This window comes from Streptomyces sp. NBC_01257 (assembly GCF_035917255.1).
Classification (GTDB): domain Bacteria; phylum Actinomycetota; class Actinomycetes; order Streptomycetales; family Streptomycetaceae; genus Streptomyces.
The window spans coordinates 911,833-930,519 of the sequence record NZ_CP108472.1 but is presented as its reverse complement, the minus strand read 5'-3'; the positions used below and the strand labels follow the sequence as shown (position 1 = coordinate 930,519).

Annotated in this window: 7 protein-coding genes; all 7 read left to right on the top strand. The window is 72.1% G+C overall.

The genetic code is table 11. The annotated features are described in order from the left end of the window. The first annotated feature begins 22 nt into the window (after window positions 1-22). Entirely contained in the window at window positions 23-1,081 is a 1,059-nt protein-coding gene (locus tag OG408_RS04105) for a FecCD family ABC transporter permease (protein ID WP_326668262.1), read from the top strand. After that, window positions 1,078-2,148, top strand: coding sequence for a FecCD family ABC transporter permease (locus OG408_RS04100; protein WP_266775485.1), 1,071 nt, complete (start codon window positions 1,078-1,080; stop codon window positions 2,146-2,148). Before OG408_RS04105 ends, OG408_RS04100 begins: the two co-directional genes overlap by 4 nt. Further along, window positions 2,145-3,026 (top strand): ABC transporter ATP-binding protein, encoded by an 882-nt coding sequence (locus OG408_RS04095; protein WP_442806006.1) that lies wholly within the window; start codon window positions 2,145-2,147, stop codon window positions 3,024-3,026. Before OG408_RS04100 ends, OG408_RS04095 begins: the two co-directional genes overlap by 4 nt. A 114-nt stretch (window positions 3,027-3,140) precedes the next feature. Next, window positions 3,141-4,199, top strand: a complete 1,059-nt coding sequence (locus tag OG408_RS04090; protein WP_266775481.1) for an iron-siderophore ABC transporter substrate-binding protein — start codon at window positions 3,141-3,143, stop codon at window positions 4,197-4,199. Between the two features lie 40 nt (window positions 4,200-4,239). After that, window positions 4,240-6,027, top strand: a complete 1,788-nt coding sequence (locus OG408_RS04085; RefSeq protein ID WP_326668256.1) for an ABC transporter ATP-binding protein — start codon at window positions 4,240-4,242, stop codon at window positions 6,025-6,027. Window positions 6,028-6,084: 57 nt separating this feature from the next. Beyond that, on the top strand, window positions 6,085-16,986 hold the full coding sequence (locus OG408_RS04080) for a non-ribosomal peptide synthetase (protein WP_326668254.1): 10,902 nt from the start codon (window positions 6,085-6,087) through the stop codon (window positions 16,984-16,986). Further along, window positions 16,973-18,673, top strand: coding sequence for an ABC transporter ATP-binding protein (locus OG408_RS04075; RefSeq protein ID WP_326668252.1), 1,701 nt, complete (start codon window positions 16,973-16,975; stop codon window positions 18,671-18,673). The genes OG408_RS04080 and OG408_RS04075 overlap by 14 nt, the downstream gene beginning before the upstream one ends. Window positions 18,674-18,687 lie beyond the last annotated feature (14 nt).

The following is an 18,687-nucleotide window of genomic DNA, read 5'->3' as shown; positions in this document are numbered from 1 at the left end:
CAAAGGGATAACGTACGTCGACATGAGCACGACTGCAGTGGAGCGCCCCATACTCCGGGGCACAACGAAGGCCCGCCGGCGGCGGGTTGTGGGCCTGGGGGTGCTTCTGCTGATCCTCTTGGTCGCGGGGGCCCTGTCGTTGGCGGTCGGGGCGCGTGCGCTGAGTCCCGCCGAGGTGTGGCACGGGCTGTTCGCCGCGCCGGAATCCGACCAGCGCCTCACCGAGATCAGGCTCATCGTGCAGACCGTGCGGGTGCCCAGGACGGTGCTCGCCGTGGTGGCGGGCATCGCCCTCGGGGTCGGCGGTTCCCTGATCCAGGGGTACACGCGCAACCCGATCGCGGACACCGGGCTGCTGGGTGTGAACGCCGGGGCCTCGTTCGCCGTGGTGTCGGTGATCGCCGTGTTCGGGCTCAGCGATCCGCTCCAGTACATCTGGTTCGCCTTCCTGGGTGCGGCGGTCGCCGGTGTCGTGGTGTTCGGGCTGGCGAGCATCGGCAGGGGCGCCGGCAATCCGCTGACGCTGGCTCTGGCCGGTCAGGGGGTCACGGTGTTCCTCGCGGCGATGACGACAGCGGTCGCGCTGTCGGACCAGAAGTCGCTGAACGCGCTGCGCTTCTGGAACGCGGGCTCCGTGGCCGGCGTCGGCTTCGATCTCATCTGGCCGATGACCGCGTTCGTCGCGGCCGGCCTGGTGCTTGCGCTGACCATGCTGCCCTCGCTCAACCTGCTCAATCTGGGCGACGACGTGGCGCGGGGCCTGGGCGTGAACATCGCGCGGAGCCGTACGATCGGCATCCTCGCGATCACGCTGCTGGCGGGGGCGGCGACCGCGGCGTGCGGCCCCATCGCGTTCCTCGGGCTCATGGTCGCGCACGTGGCCCGCTATCTGACCGGTCCCGACTACCGCTGGCTGGTGCCGTACGCCGGTCTGCTCGGCGCCGTCGTCCTGCTGGTCTGCGACATCGTGGGCCGACTGGTCGTGCGGCCGGGCGAGTTGGACGCGGGCGTCGTCGTCGCCCTGGTCGGTGCGCCGTTCTTCGCGGCTCTGGTGTGGCGTGGAAAGTTCAGGAGCGCATGAACGTGACGGAGACGAAGACCTCCCCGGTTCCGGGCGTCCGGCTCGGCCGGATGTCGTTCGTGTGGCGGCCGTGGATGGTGCTGGTCACGCTGGTGCTGGCGGCGGCGGCCTTTCTGGTGTTCTGCCTGTCGATCGCGGTCGGGGACTTCCCCATCGGGCTCTCCCGGGTGTTCGCCACGCTCCTGGGCCGGGGCGAGCAGGTCGACGAGTTCGTGATCATGGATCTGCGGATGCCGCGTGCGCTGGCCGGCCTCGTCGTGGGGATCGCGCTGGGTGTCTCCGGGGCGATCACCCAGTCCGTGGCGCGCAATCCGCTGGCCAGCCCGGACATCCTGGGGATCACCGGGGGCGCCGGCGCGGTCGCGGTGTTCTCGGTGACGGTCTCGGGCGGTACCGCGGCGACGGTCGTCAGCTCCATGGGACTGTCCGCCGCCGCACTCGCCGGCGGGCTCGGCACGGGACTGCTGGTCTACTTCCTGGCGTGGCGGCGCGGGATCGACGGCTTCCGGCTCATCCTCATCGGCATCTCGGTGAGCGCGGTGATGGAGGCGATCACCACCTGGCTGCTCGTCTCGGCCGACATCAGGGATGTGGCCCGGGCCCAGGCGTGGCTGGTCGGCTCGCTGGAGAACCGGTCGTCGGACGATGTCCGGGTGGCGGTCTGGTGCACGCTCGTGCTGCTGGCCGTCGTGGCCTGCGCCGCGTTCCAGTTCAAGCCGATGCACCTCGGCGACGAGGTCGCCGCGGGCCTGGGCGTCCGGTACACCCGGGTGCGGGCCGTCCTGCTGCTGTGCGCGGTCCTGCTCGCCGCGGTGGCGGTGAGCGCCGCTGGCCCCGTACCGTTCGTCGCGCTGGTCGCGCCACAGGTGGCGATGCGTCTGGCGAAGTGCCCCACACCGCCGATGGTGGCCTCGGGGCTGGTCGGCGCACTCCTGCTGACCGGCTCCGACCTGATCGCGCGCGCCGCACTGCCTGAGAGCCTTCCGGTCGGCGTCGTCACGGCGGCGATCGGCGGCCCGTTCCTCGTGTACCTGCTGGTACGGGCGAACCTCAGGCAGTCGGCATGACATTCGAATTGGACTACCCGGACAAAGGGGGGCCCGTGGCCGCTCACTTCACCACCACCGAGGTCGCGTCGGTGGACAGGGGCGCCGCACGACTGGCGGCCAGGGACGTCACGGTCGGCTACGGCGGCCGCACCGTCATCGAGGGCCTCGACGTCGAGATCCCGACGGGGGTGATCACCACCATCATCGGCCCCAACGGCTGCGGGAAGTCGACCCTGTTGCGCACCCTGACGCGCCTGCTCAAACCGGCCGGCGGCGCGGTCGTGCTGGACGGCGAGGACATCGCCGGACTGCGGACCAGGGATGTGGCGAAGAAGCTCGGCCTGTTGCCGCAGGCGCCCGTCGCACCGGAGGGCCTGACGGTGGCCGACCTGGTCGCCCGGGGCCGCCATCCGCACCAGAGCTGGCTGCGGCAGTGGTCGTCGGACGACGCCGACGTCGTGGCGAAGGCGCTGGCGATGACCGGGGTGTCCGAACTGGCCGACCGCCCCGTCGACTCGCTGTCGGGCGGACAGCGCCAGCGCGTGTGGATATCGATGACCCTGGCCCAGGGCACCGACCTGCTGCTGCTCGACGAGCCGACCACCTACCTGGACCTGGCGCACGCGATCGACGTGCTCGATCTGGTGGACGACCTGCACGAGTCGGGATGCACCGTCGTCATGGTGCTGCACGACCTCAATCTGGCCACGCGGTACAGCGACAACCTCGTCGTGATGCGGGACGGGGCGATCCTGGCGCAGGGGCACCCGCGCGACGTGATCACGGCCGATCTGCTGCACGAGGCGTTCGGGCTGCGGGCCATGGTGATCGACGACCCGGTCGGCGACCGGCCGCTCATCGTGCCGATCGGCCGGACGCACGTACAACTCAACTAGGTCTCGAACACGGGAATTACGCCAGTTAGGCTAGGCTGCCCTCATTCATTCGAGGTAAGGTTTGGCTGCCCTTACACAGGGGCCAGTGGACAGTGCGAACGCAAGGGAATCCGGATGCTCCTCCATAGAACGATGCTCACGAAGCCCTGGCAGCGGGTGGCGGCGACGGTGTCCGCCGCGGCCCTCGGCATCGGCCTCCTGGCGGGATGCGGTTCCGACTCGAAGGACGAGACGGACAAGGCGAGCGACAAGGCCCCGGCCGCCGCCGGTGCGTTCCCGGTCACCGTGGAGCACGCGTTCGGATCCACGAAGATCACCAAGGCCCCCCAGCGGGTCGTCTCCGTCGGCTACACGGACGACCAGACCATCCTGGCGTTCGGCATCAAGCCGGTCGGCATGGTCGACCAGTACCCGAACCCCGAGGGCAAGACCCCCGACGTCAACACCCAGTGGCCCTGGGTGAAGGACAAGTGGGGGGACGCCCGCCCCGAGGTCATCATGAAGAACGGTGACTCCGGCCCCAACTACGAGAAGATCGCGGGCCTCCGCCCGGACCTGATCATCGCCGTCTACTCGGAGATCGACCAGGCCGCCTACGACAAGCTGTCGAAGATCGCCCCGACGGTTGGCCGCACCAAGGCGGAGAAGGAGCCCTTCAGCGCGCCCTGGCAGGACAACGCGCTGCACATCGCCAAGGCCCTCGGCAAGGAGAAGGAGGGCAAGGAGATGGTGAGCGGCATCCAGACCCAGCTGGACGCCGCCGCGAAGGCGCACCCCGAGTTCGCCAAGCAGACCGCCGTGGCGCTGTCCTGGTACGACAACTCCGTCGCGCCGTTCACCACCACCGACGTCCGTGGACGCCTGCTGACGGGCATCGGCTACAAGGGTGCCACCGAGATCGACAAGATCGCCGGCGGCAAGTTCTACACCAAGCTGTCACCCGAGCGCATGGACCTCGTCGACGTCGACCGCATCTTCGTCATCAACGACAAGGCCGACCAGGAAGCCCTGAAGAAGTCCAAGCTCTTCGCCAACCTCAAGGCGGTCAAGGAGGGACGCGTGTCGTACCTCCTCGACGGCGAGGGCCCGGCGGTCGGTGCCGCCATCTCGCAGGGCACGCTGCTGTCCATGCCGTACGCGATCGACGAGCTCGTCAAGTCGGCCGGCCAGTGAGGTCCGCGCCGTCCCGCCCCCTACCTGAACTGGCCCACGTGTGAGCACCACCGCGACCCGCATCCCCCCGGCGACCCTGCGTACGGCGACGGGGGGTGAGGCCACCCGATGGCTCGCGGCACACTGTCGCGAGGTGCCGTGGCTGAGTGCCGCGACCCTGTTCACCACGGTGGCCGGGGCGGCGCTCCAGGTACTCCCGGTGCTGCTGCTGGGCCAGGTGGTCGACGGGGTCGTGGACGGCGAGTCACGCGCGGTCCTGGTCAGGGTCGGAGTGCTGATGGTGGCCGCCGCCCTGCTCGGTGCGGCGGCCACCGCGGCCTCCACGTATCTGATCGGGCGGCTCGGCGCGGACCTGCTCGCCCGGCTGCGGGAGGGCGCGGTCCGCGCGGTGCTCGGCATGCCGAGCGCGCGCATCGAACAGGTCGGCCGGGGGGACGTGCTGTCCCGGGTGGGCGACGACGTGGCCGTGCTGTCCCGGGGCATCAGGTCGGCCATCCCCACGGTGTTCTCGGCCGGGGTGCTGGTCACCATCGCGACCGCGGGCATGTTCGGACTGGACTGGCGGCTCGGCCTGGCGGGAGCCGGCGCGCTGCCGGCGTACGCACTGGCCCTGCGCTGGTACCTTCCCCGCTCCGCGCCGCTGTACAAGAAGCAGCGGGCCGCCCAGGCCGACCGGGCACAGGCGTTGATCAGCGGTCTGAACGGGATCGAGACCGTCCGGGCCTACCGCCTCGAAGGGGCCTTCCGCGAGAAGGTCACGAGCGAGTCGTGGCGGGTGCGTGAACTCGGTGTCGAGGTCTTCCGGTTCTTCGGCCGCTTCGTCGGCAGGGAGAACCGCGCCGAGTTCATCGGCCTGGTCCTGATCCTCCTGGTCGGCTACGCGCTGCTGGAGGGCGACGCGGCCACCCTCGGCGAGGTCTCGGCCGCCCCGCTGATGTTCCACCGGCTCTTCACCCCGCTCGGCGCCATCATGTTCACCTTCGACGAGGCACAGAAGTCGGGCGCCAGCCTGACCCGTCTGGTCGGGGTGCTGGCGGAGGACGCGGAGGACCGCCTGGTGGGCGATGCCACCGTGGCGGCGGCGGACGACGTGCCCTATCAAGTCACCGTCGAGGGGCTGACGTTCAGCTATCCCGACACCGAGGACCCGGTCCTGCGGGATGTCAGTCTGACGATTCCGGCCGGTGGTTCACTCGCTCTGGTCGGGGCGACCGGTGCGGGCAAGTCGACCCTGGCCGCACTGATCGCGGGCATCGGCACACCACAGGCCGGTTCGGTGCGCATCGGGCCGAACGACCTCGCCGGAATGGACGAGGCGGGGGCCCGGGCCCTGGTGAGCATCCTGACCCAGGAAACACACGTGTTCTCCGGCCCGCTCGCCGACGACCTGCGCCTCGCCGCGCCGGAGGCGACCGACGCCGAACTGGTCGCGGCGCTGCGCACGGTCGGCGCGGGAGCGTGGACCGACGCGCTGCCCGACGGGCTGGGAACCCTGGTCGGCGAGGGCGGCGAACGCCTGGACGTCACCAAGGTCGCCCAGATCGCGCTGGCCCGGCTGGTGCTGGCCCGTTCGCCCGTCGTGGTGCTGGACGAGTCGACGGCGGAGGCGGGCAGCGAGGGCGCCGCCGAGCTGGAGCGGGCCGTGCTGGCCGCCTGCGCGGGCCGCACCACGCTGTTCGTGGCGCACCGGCTGACCCAGGCGATGGCCGCGGACCGGATCGCCGTGCTGGACGCGGGGCGTGTGGTGGAACAGGGCACGCACGACGAACTGGTGGCCCTGGGGGGCCGGTATGCGCGACTGTGGCAGGCTTGGCGCGAAGGTAGTTAGGTAAGCCTTAGTTAAACTGGCTTGGTCGCATATCTCGGACGGGAAGCGGAGTCTTCGATGTTGGAAACGGGCGCTCGCCTCGCACTGCTCTCTGCCGCGGGCCTGGCCGGTCTGCGCAGGCGCACCGGTGACTACGAGGACCGGACCCTCGCCGAGGCGTGCGCCATCGGCCTGTCCTACTGGGCGACCGGCCGGAGCCCCGACGGCATAGAACTCACCCCCGCCACCCTGTTCGCCGACGTGCTCGGCTGGGCCGACAACGGCGGCCGCGCACCCGCCGGCTGGGAGGCCGGCGCGGACGGCCGGACCATCGCCGTCCCCGAAGGCGTCCCGGCCGCCGATGCGCAGCGCGCCCTGGACGACCTCGCCGACTTCCCCGACCGGCCGCTCGGAACCATCGGCCCGTCCGGCGCCGCCGAACGCGTCGAGACGCTGGCCCGCTGGAACGACACCGAGGCCGGGCGGGAGCGCCCGACCGTCGTGGAGATGTTCCGCGAACAGGCGAGGACCCGGCCGGACGCCGTCGCGATCGTCGACGAACACCGGTCACTGACCTACCGTCAGGCGGCCGAGCTCTCCGCCCAGCTGGCCCACCACCTGACCCGCGGCGGACTCGCCGCCGAGCAGGTCGTCGGCATCTCGCTGGGCCGCTCCGCCGACATGGTCATCGCCCTGCTCGGCGTGCTCCAGGCCGGCTGCGCGTTCGTCCCCCTCGACCCGCAGTGGCCCGCCGCGCGCCGCGCGGTCGTCGTCGAGGACGCCCGCGTCGTGCTCCAGCTCAATGCATCGGGCGAGTGCGCCCCGGGCGAACCGGACGCCGTGGCCGTCGACCTCGGCGACTGGCGGTTCGCCGCCGAGCCCGCCGAGGCCCCCGAGGTCGTCGTGCCCGGCCCCGCCCTGGCGTACGTGATCTTCACCTCCGGCTCGACCGGCCGCCCCAAGGGCGCGATGATCCGTCACGAGGCCATCAGCGAACGCCTGTTGTGGCAGTCCCGCGAGATCCTCGGCTTCGGTCACGACGACGCGTCACTGTTCAAGGCGCCGCTGTCCTTCGACATCTCCATCAACGAGATCTTCCTGCCCCTGGTCTGCGGCGGCCGGCTGGTGGTCCTGCGGCCCGGCGGCGAACGCGACCCGCACCACCTGCTGAGCGTGATAGCCGGGCAGCGCGTCACCTTCACCTACCTGGTGTCGTCCATGCTGGACGTCCTGCTGGAGATCGCGGGGGAGTCCGGGCGGCTGGACAGCCTGCGGCACGTGTGGTGCGGCGGCGAGGTCCTGACCCCCGAGCTCTACGAGCGCTTCCGCACCCGCCTCGACATCCCCATGTACCACGGCTACGGCCCCGCCGAGACGACGATCGGCGTCTCGCACGTCATCTACCGGGGCGCCGCCGAACGCCTGTCGACCTCGATCGGCAAGGCCAACCCCAACACCCAGCTGTACGTCCTGGACGACGAGCTGCGCCCGGTCCCGGTCGGGGTCGGCGGCGAGCTGTACGTGGGCGGCTTCCTGCTGGGACGCGGCTACGTCAACGCGGCCGGCCTCACCGCCTCCCGGTTCGTGGCGAACCCCTTCGCCGCCGACGGCTCCCGGCTCTACCGCACCGGCGACCTGGCCCGGTTCGCCCCGGACGGCTCGCTGGACTTCCTCGGCCGGGCCGACAACCAGATCAAGATCCGCGGCATGCGCCTGGAGATCGAGGACGTCGAGGCGGGTCTGGCCGAGCACCCCGGCGTACGGCACAGCTGTGTCGTCGCGAAGAAGAACTCGGCCGGGGGTACCTACCTCGTCGGCTACGTGATCCCCGCCGCCGGGAGCGGGGAACTGCGCGCGGACGACGTCAGGGCCTGGGCCGGCGCGCACATGGTGGAGTACATGGTGCCCGCCCACACCGTCGTGATGAAGGAGTTCCCGCTCACCGCGAACGGCAAGATCGACCGGGCCGCGCTGCCGGAGCCGGTGCTCTCGGCCGGGCCCGTCGTCGCCCCCACCACCGACGACGAGCGCGTGGTCTGCGCGGCCGTCGCCGCGGTGCTCCGCGTGGACGAGGTGGGTGTCGACCAGGACTTCTTCCGGCTCGGCGGAGACAGCATCCTGGCGATCTCCCTGCTGAGCGCGTTGCGCGAGGCCGGCCTCTATGTCACGGCCCGCCAGATCTTCACCCACAGCGTCCTGGGCGCCCTCGCGGCGGTCGCGAGCCGCGACGACGTGGCACCGGTCGAGGACGACGACGTGGCGACCGGATCGGTCGTCGGCTCGCCCATCGTGCAGTGGCTCGGCGGAACCACGGACGCCGTCGACGGCTTCGTGCAGTCCGTGGTCCTGAACACCCCGGCGGAGCTCACCGCCGGCACCCTGGACCGGATGCTCACCGCGCTGGTCGCGCGGCACGACATGCTGCGCGCCAGGCTCGTGCGCGGCGACCGCTGGGGCTTCGACATCCCCGAGGCGGACGGCGCCGTCGCCCGGTGGCAGGAGAGTGACCTGCCGCTCGACGCATGCGTCGAGCTCGCCACCGAGGCGCTCGACCCGGACAACGGCGTGATGCTGCGCGCCGTCTGGCGCAGCGAGGCACGCCAACTGGTCCTGGTCGTCCACCACGTGGTGGTCGACGGGGTGTCCTGGCGCGTCCTGATGGACGACCTGGCCACGGCCTGGCGGCAGTGCACCGCCGGCGCACCGGTCGAACTGCCCCCGGTGGGCACGTCGTTCCGGCGCTGGACGGAACTTCTCGGGCGCGCCGGATTCGACGCGGACCGCTCCTACTTCGGCCGCGCCCTGCCCGGAGCGGACGGGCCGGTGGGCCGCCGCCCGCTGTCCGCATCCGACACCGTCGCCAAGGAACGGGAGCGCACCCTCTCGGTCGGCCCCGAGATCACCGCTGCGCTGCTGGGCGAGATCCCCGCGAAGTTCCACGCGGGCGTCAACGACGTGCTGCTCACCGCGCTCGCCGTCGCCCTCGCGCGCTGGCGGCGCGACCTCGGCCAGGACCAGACGTTCGCGCACATCGAGCTGGAGGGCCACGGCCGCGAAGGACGCTTCGTGGCGGACGCCGCCGGCTTCGAGCCCGAACTGTCCCGTACCGTGGGCTGGTTCACCACGCTCTTCCCGGTGACCGTCGACCCCGGACCGGCGGCCGACCTCACCTCGCCCGCGTACCTGGCCGCCGCGCTCAAGGCGGTCAAGGAGGACCTCTCCCGGGTCCCCAGCAACGGTCTCTCCTACGGCGCGCTGCGCCACCTCGCCGACACCCGCTTCGACGCGCCCGCACCCCAGGTGCTCTTCAACTACCTGGGCCGCTTCGACTCGGGCACCTCGGCGGACTGGCAGCCCGCGGGCGCCACCGGGCAGCTGGGCGAGAAGCGCGACCCGAGGATGCGCCTGCCGCGCGCCCTGGAGTTCAACCTCATCGCCGAACCCGCGGCGGCCGGCACCTACGAACTGGTCACCACCATCTCGTGGCCCGACGGCATGTTCACCGACGCCGACATCACGGTGATCGGCGGGTACCTGCAAGGAGCGCTGGCCGGACTGGCCGCGCTCGACGAGGGCGGCCACTCGCCCAGCGACTTCCCCCTGGTGCCGCTCACCCAGGACGACGTCGACACGCTGGATGGCCCCGGACTGCGGGACATCCTGCCGCTCACTCCCTTGCAGGAGGGCCTGTACTTCCACTCGGTCTTCGACGACGAGTCGGCGGGCAGCTATGTCGAGCAGCAGCTGCTGACCCTCGACGGCGAGGCGGACCCGGGCCGGCTCGGCGCGGCGGCGACCCGGCTGCTCGCCCTGTACCCGAACCTGGCCGCCCGTTTCGTGGCGCTCGCCGACGGCCGGGTGGTCTCCGTGCTGGAGAGCGGTGCCGAGGCCCCGTTCACCGTCCTGGACCGCCCCGGCATCACCGACGAGGAGATCCGCGCGTACGCCGAGCGCGACCGCCGCGCCGGATTCGACCTGGCCACCGGACCGCTGATGCGGTACACGCTCGTCCGCAGGGGCGACGGCCGCGACGTGCTGGTGCAGACCGTGCACCACATCATCGCCGACGGCTGGTCGGTGCCGCCGATGCTCCGCACCCTGCTGGCCGAGTACCACCGGCCGGGCACCGGATACCGCCTCGGCGGGTTCGCCGACTACGTGCACTGGCTCGCCGGCCGCGACGACGCCGAGAGCGACCGCGTGTGGAGCGGTGAGCTCGCCGGACTGCCCGGCCCGTCGCTGGTCGCGGAGGGACACACCCCGTCCGACCGGTTCGCCGACACCGCCGTGGAGCCGGCCGACGACATCGACACGGCCGTACGGTCGGCCGGTGTGCCCCTGAGCGTGGCCGTGCACAGCGCCTGGGCGGTGACGCTCGGCGGCATCCTGCACGGCGACGACGTCGTGTTCGGCTCCACCGTGTCCGGCCGCGACGCGGACGTCCCCGGTATCGCGGACATGGTGGGTCTGTTCATCAACACGATCCCCGTACGCGCCCGTTGGGCGGCCACCACGACCGCGGCCGGACTGCTGGCCTCGGTACGGGAGCACCAGAGCGCGGTGCTGCCCCACCAGCACGTCTCGCTGGCGAGGATCGGCCGGCAGACGGGCGCCGACGCCCGGTTCGACACTCTGGTGGTGTTCGACGTCGCGACCGACGTGGCCGCGCTGCGCGGGCCCGACGACGAACTGGCCGTCACCGGCATCGTCAACGAGGGCGCCCCGCACTACCCGCTGACACTTGTGGTGGAGCGCGCCCCCGACGGCCGCCCGCGCTTCAACCTGATCTACGACGGCGCGCTGCTGCGGGAGCCGAGCGCGGAGGCGATCCTGCACACCTTCACCCGCACCCTCACCGCACTGCTCACCCGGCCGGATGCCCTCGTCGGGGAACTGGCCGCCGAGCAGGAACGGCGCCCCGAGGCCTTCGCACCGACGACCCTGGGCGCACTGTTCGACGCCGCCGCCGGCCGTGCCCCGGCAGCAACCGCCGTCACCCAGTGCGGACTCGACGGCGGTACCAGGTCCCTGACCTACGGCGAACTGGCCGCGGCCAAGGACGAACTGGCCGCGCTCCTGCGGTCAGCCGGTGTCGGACCCGGCCGGCGTGTCGCCGTCGCCGTCCCGCGTTCGCTGGAGCAGGTCTCCGCCCTCGTCGCCATCGTCACCGCGGGCGGCGCCTACGTACCACTGGACCTGGCGTACCCCGACGACCGTCTTGAGTACATCCTCACCGACGCCGCCCCGCAGGTCGTGCTCGTGAGCCGTGAGCAGAAGGACCGCTTCACCGGGCTCCTGAGCCGGGCGGGAGTGCGGGCCCGGGTGCTCGTGCTCGGCGAGGAACTGCCGCGGGCGGACGAGCCGGCGCCGGACACCGCCCACCCCGGGGCCCGCCCGCACGATCCCGCGTACGTCATCTACACATCCGGATCCACCGGACGCCCCAAGGGCGTCGTCGTCCCGCACTCCGCCGTGGTGACCCTGCTGGCCAACACCCGGCCCGCCATGGGGTTCGGCCCCGACGACGTGTGGGTCCAGTTCCACTCGTACTCCTTCGACTTCGCCGTCTGGGAGCTGTGGGGCGCGCTGGTCCACGGCGCCGAACTGCTGGTGCCCGACTACGGACTGACCCGGTCCCCGGTCGACTTCCACCGGCTGGTCCGCGAGCGCGGGGTGACCGTCCTCAACCAGACACCTTCGGCGTTCTACCAGTTCATCGAGGCCGACCGGCACGCCGGTGAACCGGCCACCGCGCTGCGCCGGATCATCTTCGGCGGCGAGGCGCTCGATCCCGTGAGGCTGCGCGGCTGGGCCGAGCGGTACGGCACCGCATCGCCCGAGCTGGTCAACATGTACGGCATCACCGAGACCACCGTCCACGTCACCCACCGGGTGCTCACCGACGACGACTTCGGCGCCGACGCCGACGTCAGCCCGATCGGCGGCCCGATCCCCGGTCTCGACACCTATCTCCTGGACGACCGGCTGCGTCCGGTGCCGCCCGGCCGGATCGGCGCCATCTACGTCGCGGGCGACCAGTTGTCGCTCGGCTACCTCGGCAGGCCGGGCCTCACCGCCGGCCGGTTCGTCGCGAACCCGTTCGCGGACGACGGCTCCCGGATGTACCACACGGGCGATCTCGCCCGCCGTACGCTCGACGGTGAGCTGGAGTTCGCCGGCCGCGCCGACGACCAGGTCCAGCTCAAGGGATTCCGCATCGAGCTCGGTGAGGTGGAGTCCGCGATCAGGGAACTCGACGGCGTCGTCGACGTGGCCGTCACCGCGGCGGACAGCGGGGACCACCTGATCGCACACGTCGTGGGCCGGGTGCCCGGGGACCTCACCGGACTGCTGGCCGCGAAGCTGCCCGTGCACATGGTGCCGGGGCAGGTGCGCGGCGTCGACGCGCTGCCGCTGACGGTCAACGGCAAGCTGGACCGCAAGGCACTGACCGAGCACGCCGCGCACGACGTCGTCCCGGTGGCCGCGACCGGCTCCGCGCTCGACGCGCTGACCGGTATCTTCGCCGCCACGCTGCCCGGCTCCGACGCGGACGCCGACACCGACTTCTTCATGGCGGGCGGCGACAGCATCCTCGCCATCACCGTCATCAACCGGGCCAGGGCGCTCGGACTGTCGATCGCGCCGCGGGACGTCTTCCTGTTCAAGACCCCGCGCGCACTCGCCGCGCAGGTGGAGACACGGACGCCGCGGGCCGCCGCACCCGGGCCCGTCCGCCCCGAGGACGGTCCGCTGATCCCGACGCCGATCATGCTGCGCCGGCGCGAACTGGGCGGATCGCTCGCCCGGTTCGCCCAGGCCAGGACGTGGGTGGTGCCCGACGACGCCGGGTTCGCCGACATCGAACGCGCCGCGAACGCCGTCGTGGCCGCGCACCCGGTCCTCCGGCTGAAGCTGGACGTCCAGCACGGCGTCTGGGCCCTGCGCACCGGACCCCGCCGCGAGGTCACCGTCGTCCCCGCGGACCCGGCCGACGCGGCGGCCGCGGCGAACGACGCCGCCGGGCGCCTCGATCCCGAGGCCGGCGACGTCATCGCGTTCAGCTGGCTGGCGGCGAGCCGCACCCTGGTGGTCACCGTCCACCACCTCGCCGTCGACGCGGTGTCCTGGCTGGTCCTGCTCGACGACCTGGCCACCGCAATCGCCGGCACGCCCCTGCCGCCGCCGACCACGTCCTACGCCGAGTACGCCGAGGCACTGAGCGCCCGGTCCGCCGGGACGGCCGAGGGCCTGGGGGACTGGCTCACCACCCTCGGGGCCCCCGCGCTGCTGCCCGCCGTCGGGAGCCTGCGCGAGACCACCGTGGTGCTCCCGCCCGAGGTGAGCGACCGGGTGACCCGTACCGCACCCGCCGTACTCGGTGTCGGCCTCACCGAATTGCTGTGCGGAGCGCTCCGCACCGCGCTGACCCACGTCCAGCCGGCCCCCACCGACCTCGCGATCGAGCTGGAGCGGCACGGCCGCGTCCCGGCACGCGAAGACCACGACTACACCCGCACCGTCGGCTGGTTCACCGCCATCGCGCCCGTCCGGCTCACGGCACACACCGACCCGGTCGAGGCCGCCCGCGAACTGGCCGCACGCCAGCCGGACGAGGACGGACACCTCGCCTACGGCGGGCTCCGCTACCTCAACCCGCAGACGGCCCCGCTGCTCACCGCCCGCCCCCAGGTGCTGTTCAACTACCTCGGCCGGGGCGGCGAGTCCCAGGCACCGCGGATCACCGGCGCAGACGAGGGCAGCCCGTACGCCGTCGAGGTCAACGCGTGGACCGACGAGGCCACCGGCAGCCTGCACGCGGCCTTCACCCTCGCCGACGGCATCGGTGACGAGCTGGCGGAGCACTGGCTCGGCGCCCTGGAACACATCGCCGACGCCGCCACGACGGCCGAGCGCACCGCACCGGTCACCCCCCTCCAGCGCGGCCTGTACTTCCAGGCCCAGCTGGCGGGCACGGCCGGACACTACGTCGCGCAGAGCTACTTCACCTTCGACCGGCGCCTGGACACCGACGCGCTCGCCGACGCGATGGCGTACGTCATCGCCCGGCACCCGGTCGTCGGCGCCGGCTTCACCACCGACGACCGCGGAAACCCGGTCCAGGTCCTCAAGGCGGGCCGGCGGGTCGGCGTCCGCACCGTCCACCTGGAAACGGAGGCGGAGGCCGACGCCCTGCGCGCCAGGGACCGCGACACCGGATTCGACCCCGGTGAGCCGCCCCTGATCAGACTGACCGTGGTGCGGCTGCCCGACGGCCGGGACAGCCTGCTGCTGAGCTACCACCTGCTGCTGTGGGACGGCTGGTCCCGCGAGATCCTGCTGCGCGACCTGTTCGACGCCTACCGGGCGGTCGTCGCCGGCGAGACCCTCGACGCGACCCCGCTCACCCCGGGCTTCGAGGACTACGCCCGGACGCTCGCCGCCAGGGACTCCGCCGTGTCGGAACGCTTCTGGGCGGAGCACCTGCACGGGCTGACCGGCCCGACGCTGCTCGCCGGCCCGCAGCCGGCCGTCTCGGACGACCTGCCGCGCGCCCTCGTCCACACGATGTCCGCCGAGCTGTCCGACCTGCTGCGCGAAGCGGCCCGGGTGCACGGCGTCACGCTGAACTCGGTGCTGACCGGGGCCTTCGGCCTCCTGCTCGGCGCGCACACGGGCCGCAGCGACGCGGTGTTCGGCGTGACCGTCTCGGGCCGGGAGGGCGAAGGGCTGTCCGGCATCGTCGGCGTGCTGCTCAACACCGTGCCCATGTGGACGCGGGCCCGGCCTGAACACACGGTCCGGGAGTACCTGACGGCCGTCCAGACGGCCCGCGTCGACGCGATGGAGCACGAGCACCTCGGGCTCGGCGAGATCCAGCGGGCCAGCGGCCACGACAGCCTGTTCGACAACCTGTTCGTGCTCCAGAACTTCCTGGACATGGACGCGTTCGCCGCCATGAACAGCAGGCACGGCATCACCTCGGTGAAGTCCGACGACTCGACCCACTACCCGTTCACCTGGGTCGTCACGCCCGGCGACCGGCTCACGGTCAAGCTGGAACACCGCGACGACGACCCCGCGGGCGCCCGCCGGCTCCTCGACGACTATCTGCGCGTCCTGGAGGACCTGGCCAGGTCGACCGGCCCGCTCGCGGCCCTTCCGGGGCCGGGCCCCAGGCCCGAGCCGGGCGTGCGGACGGATATCGGCACGGACACCGTCGTCGACCGCTTCGACACGGCGGCCGACCGCGACCCGCAGCGGACCGCCCTCGTCGCCCAGGGCTCGGTCATGACCTTCGCCGGACTCCAGGAGCGCAGCCGCGCGGTGGCGGGCGTGCTCGCCCGGCGCGGCATCGGACCCGAGACGACCGTGGGTCTCGCGATCCCGCGCTCCCTCGACTCCATCGTGGCGCTGTTCGCCGTGCTGCGCGTCGGCGCCGCGTACGTGCCGCTGGAGCTGGACCACCCGGACGAGCGGATCGCCGCGATCGTGGACGCCGCCCGCCCCGACGTGATCCTCACCGTGAGCGCCGTGTCGCCGCGGCTCACCGGCGACCTGATCGAACTCGACCGCCCGCTGCCCGAGGCGGAGCCGTACACCACGTTCGCACCGGACGACCCGGACCGGCTGCGCCATCCCGCGTACACGATCTTCACCTCCGGCTCGACCGGGAAGCCCAAGGGCGTGGTGACCGAGTACGCCGGGCTGACCAACATGCTGATCAACCACCAGCGCCGGATCTTCGAGCCGGTCCTCGCCGACCACGGCCACCGGGTCTTCCGGATCGCCCACACCGTGTCGTTCGCCTTCGACATGTCGTGGGAGGAACTGCTCTGGCTCGCCGACGGCCACGAGGTGCACATCTGCGACGAGGAACTGCGCCGGGACGCGCCCCGGCTGGTCGCGTACTGCCTGGAGCACGGGATCGACGTCGTCAACGTGACGCCGACCTACGCCCAGCAACTGGTGGCGGAAGGACTGCTCGACGACCCCGCACGGCGGCCCGCACTGGTGCTGCTGGGCGGAGAGGCCGTCACCCCGGCGCTGTGGCAGCGGCTCGCGGAGACCGAGGGCACGGCAGGGTACAACCTGTACGGACCCACCGAGTACACCATCAACACGCTCGGCGTCGGCACCTTCGAATGCCAGGACCCGGTGGTGGGCGTCGCGATCGACAACACCGAGGTGTACGTCCTGGACCCGTGGCTGCGGCCCCTGCCGGACGGGGTCCCGGGCGAGCTGTACGTATCGGGCGTCGGCATCGCGCGCGGCTACCTCGGACAGCCCGCCCAGACGGCGCACCGGTTCGTCGCGTGCCCGTTCGGCGGACCCGGCGAGCGCATGTACCGCACCGGCGACCTGGTGGTCAGGCGGCCCGACGGCAACCTGATGTACCTCGGCCGCACCGACCAGCAGGTGAAGATCCGCGGCCACCGGGTCGAACCGGGCGAGGTCGAGGCCGCGTTCGCGGCCCACCCGGCGGTGCGGTTCGCCGCCGCCGTCGCCCAGCCCGACCCGCAGGTCGACGGGGCGTACCGGCTGGCCGCCTACCTGGTGCTGGACGGATCGTCCGACCTGGCGGCCGTCGCCGCCGAGGTGGGCGCCGCGCTCCCCGACTTCCTGCGCCCGACGCACTACGCCGAGGTCGCCGGCATCCCGCTCACCGTGAACGGGAAGGCTGACACCAAGGCGCTGCCGGAGGCCAGGCCGCTCGGCGTGCTGACCACCGGGACGGAGCGCGCGCCGGAGACCGAAACCGAGATCACGGTGTGCGAGTTCTTCGCCGAAGCACTGGACCTGGACGACGACGAGGTGAGCGCGGTGAGTGATTTCGTGTCCCTCGGCGGACACTCCATGGTGGCGGTGCGTCTGATCGGGCTGCTCCGCCGGGAGTACGGTCCGGTGATCACGATCCGTGACCTGCTCACCCTGCGAACCCCCGAAGCGATTGCCGGTCACCTCGATGAAAACTCCTGACACCCAGCCGCCCCGCCGGGGCGCCGCCATCCTGCGGACCGCGCTGCGCCGCAACGTCGGCGCGATGGTCTGGGGCACCGTCCTCATGGGCCTGTACCAGGCGGGCGAGACCTCGTTCCCGATCGCGCTCGGCCTGATCGTCGAGTACACGCTGCAGGACCGGAGCCCCGGTTCGCTGGGGCTCGCGATCGGCGCACTGGCGGTGATCATCACCACCGTGTCGCTGTCGTGGCGGTTCGGGATGCGGGTGCTGCAGAAGGCCAACACGACCGAGGCGCACCGCTGGCGGGTGCAGGTCGCGGAGTGCGGACTCCAGCCCGTGGACCGGGACGTCGACCTGAAGTCGGGCGAGGTGCTGACCATCGCCACCGAGGACGCCGACTCGACCGCGGACATCATCGAGGTGGTCCCGCTGCTGATCAGCTCGCTGGTCGCGGTGCTGGTCGCGGCGGTCGCGCTGGGCCTGGCGGACGTCCGGCTGGGGCTGCTGGTGATTGTCGGAACCGTCGTGATCCTGTCGATCCTGAGCGTGATGTCCAAGCGGATCGGCGCCAGTACCCAGGAGCAGCAGGCCCGCGTGGCCCGGGCGGGCGCCAAGGTCGCCGACCTGATCTCCGGCCTGCGCCCGCTGCACGGCTTCGGCGGGAACCACGCGGCGTTCGTGTCCTACCGCAAGGTCAGCACCGAGGCGAAGCAGCAGGCGGTCACCGTCGCCCGGGTGAACGGTGTGTACGCCGGCGCCGCACTGGCCCTGAACGCGGTCCTCGCCGCCGCCGTGACGCTGACAGCGGGCTGGCTGGCCTTCGACGGCCAGATCTCCATCGGCGCCCTCGTGATGGCCGTGGGGCTCGCGCAGTTCATCATGGAACCGCTCAAGATGTTCTCGGAGATGCCGAAGTACGTGATGATGGCGCGCGCGTCGGCCGAGCGGATGGCGCTGGTCCTCGCGGCGCCGCCGGTGACGACGCCCGGACCGGAACGCCCGTCGGCGGGCGGGGACCTGGAGATCGACGGTGTCCGGTACGGGGCGCTGGCCGGGCTCAAGATGCGGGTCGCAGCAGGGGAGTTCGTGGCGGTCGCGGCCTACCAGCCGCGTGCGGCGGCCGACTTCGCGTCGATCCTCGCGGTGAACGTCCCGCCGGACGACTACGAGGGTGCGGTACGGATCGGCGGGCAGGAGCTCGCCGGGCTGTCGGTCGAGGCGGTCCGCGAGCTCATGCTGGTGAACCCGTACGACGCGGAGATCTTCGCCGGCACCCTCCGTACGAACATCGACCCGTCCGGGACCAGCCGGATGCTTCCCGAGGCCGTCGAGGCGTCCATGCTGACCGATGTCGTCGCCCTGCACCGCGAAGGGCTCGACCACGGCGTCCGCGACCGCGGGGCCAACCTGTCGGGCGGGCAGCGTCAACGGCTCTCCCTGGCCCGCGCCCTGGCCGCCGACTCCGACGTCCTGGTGCTGCACGACCCGACCACGGCCGTCGACGCGGTCACCGAGCAGCTCATCGCGCGCAACATCGCGAAGGTGCGCCGGGGCCGGACCACCGTGGTGTTCACCAGCAGCCCGGCCGTCCTGGACGCGGCCGACCGGGTCCTCGTCCTGGCCGACGGGGTCATCGCGGCCGAGGACACCCATCGCAACCTGCTGGCCACCGACGAGGCGTACTGCCTCGCGGTGGCCCGCTGACCGCCCCGACGCCG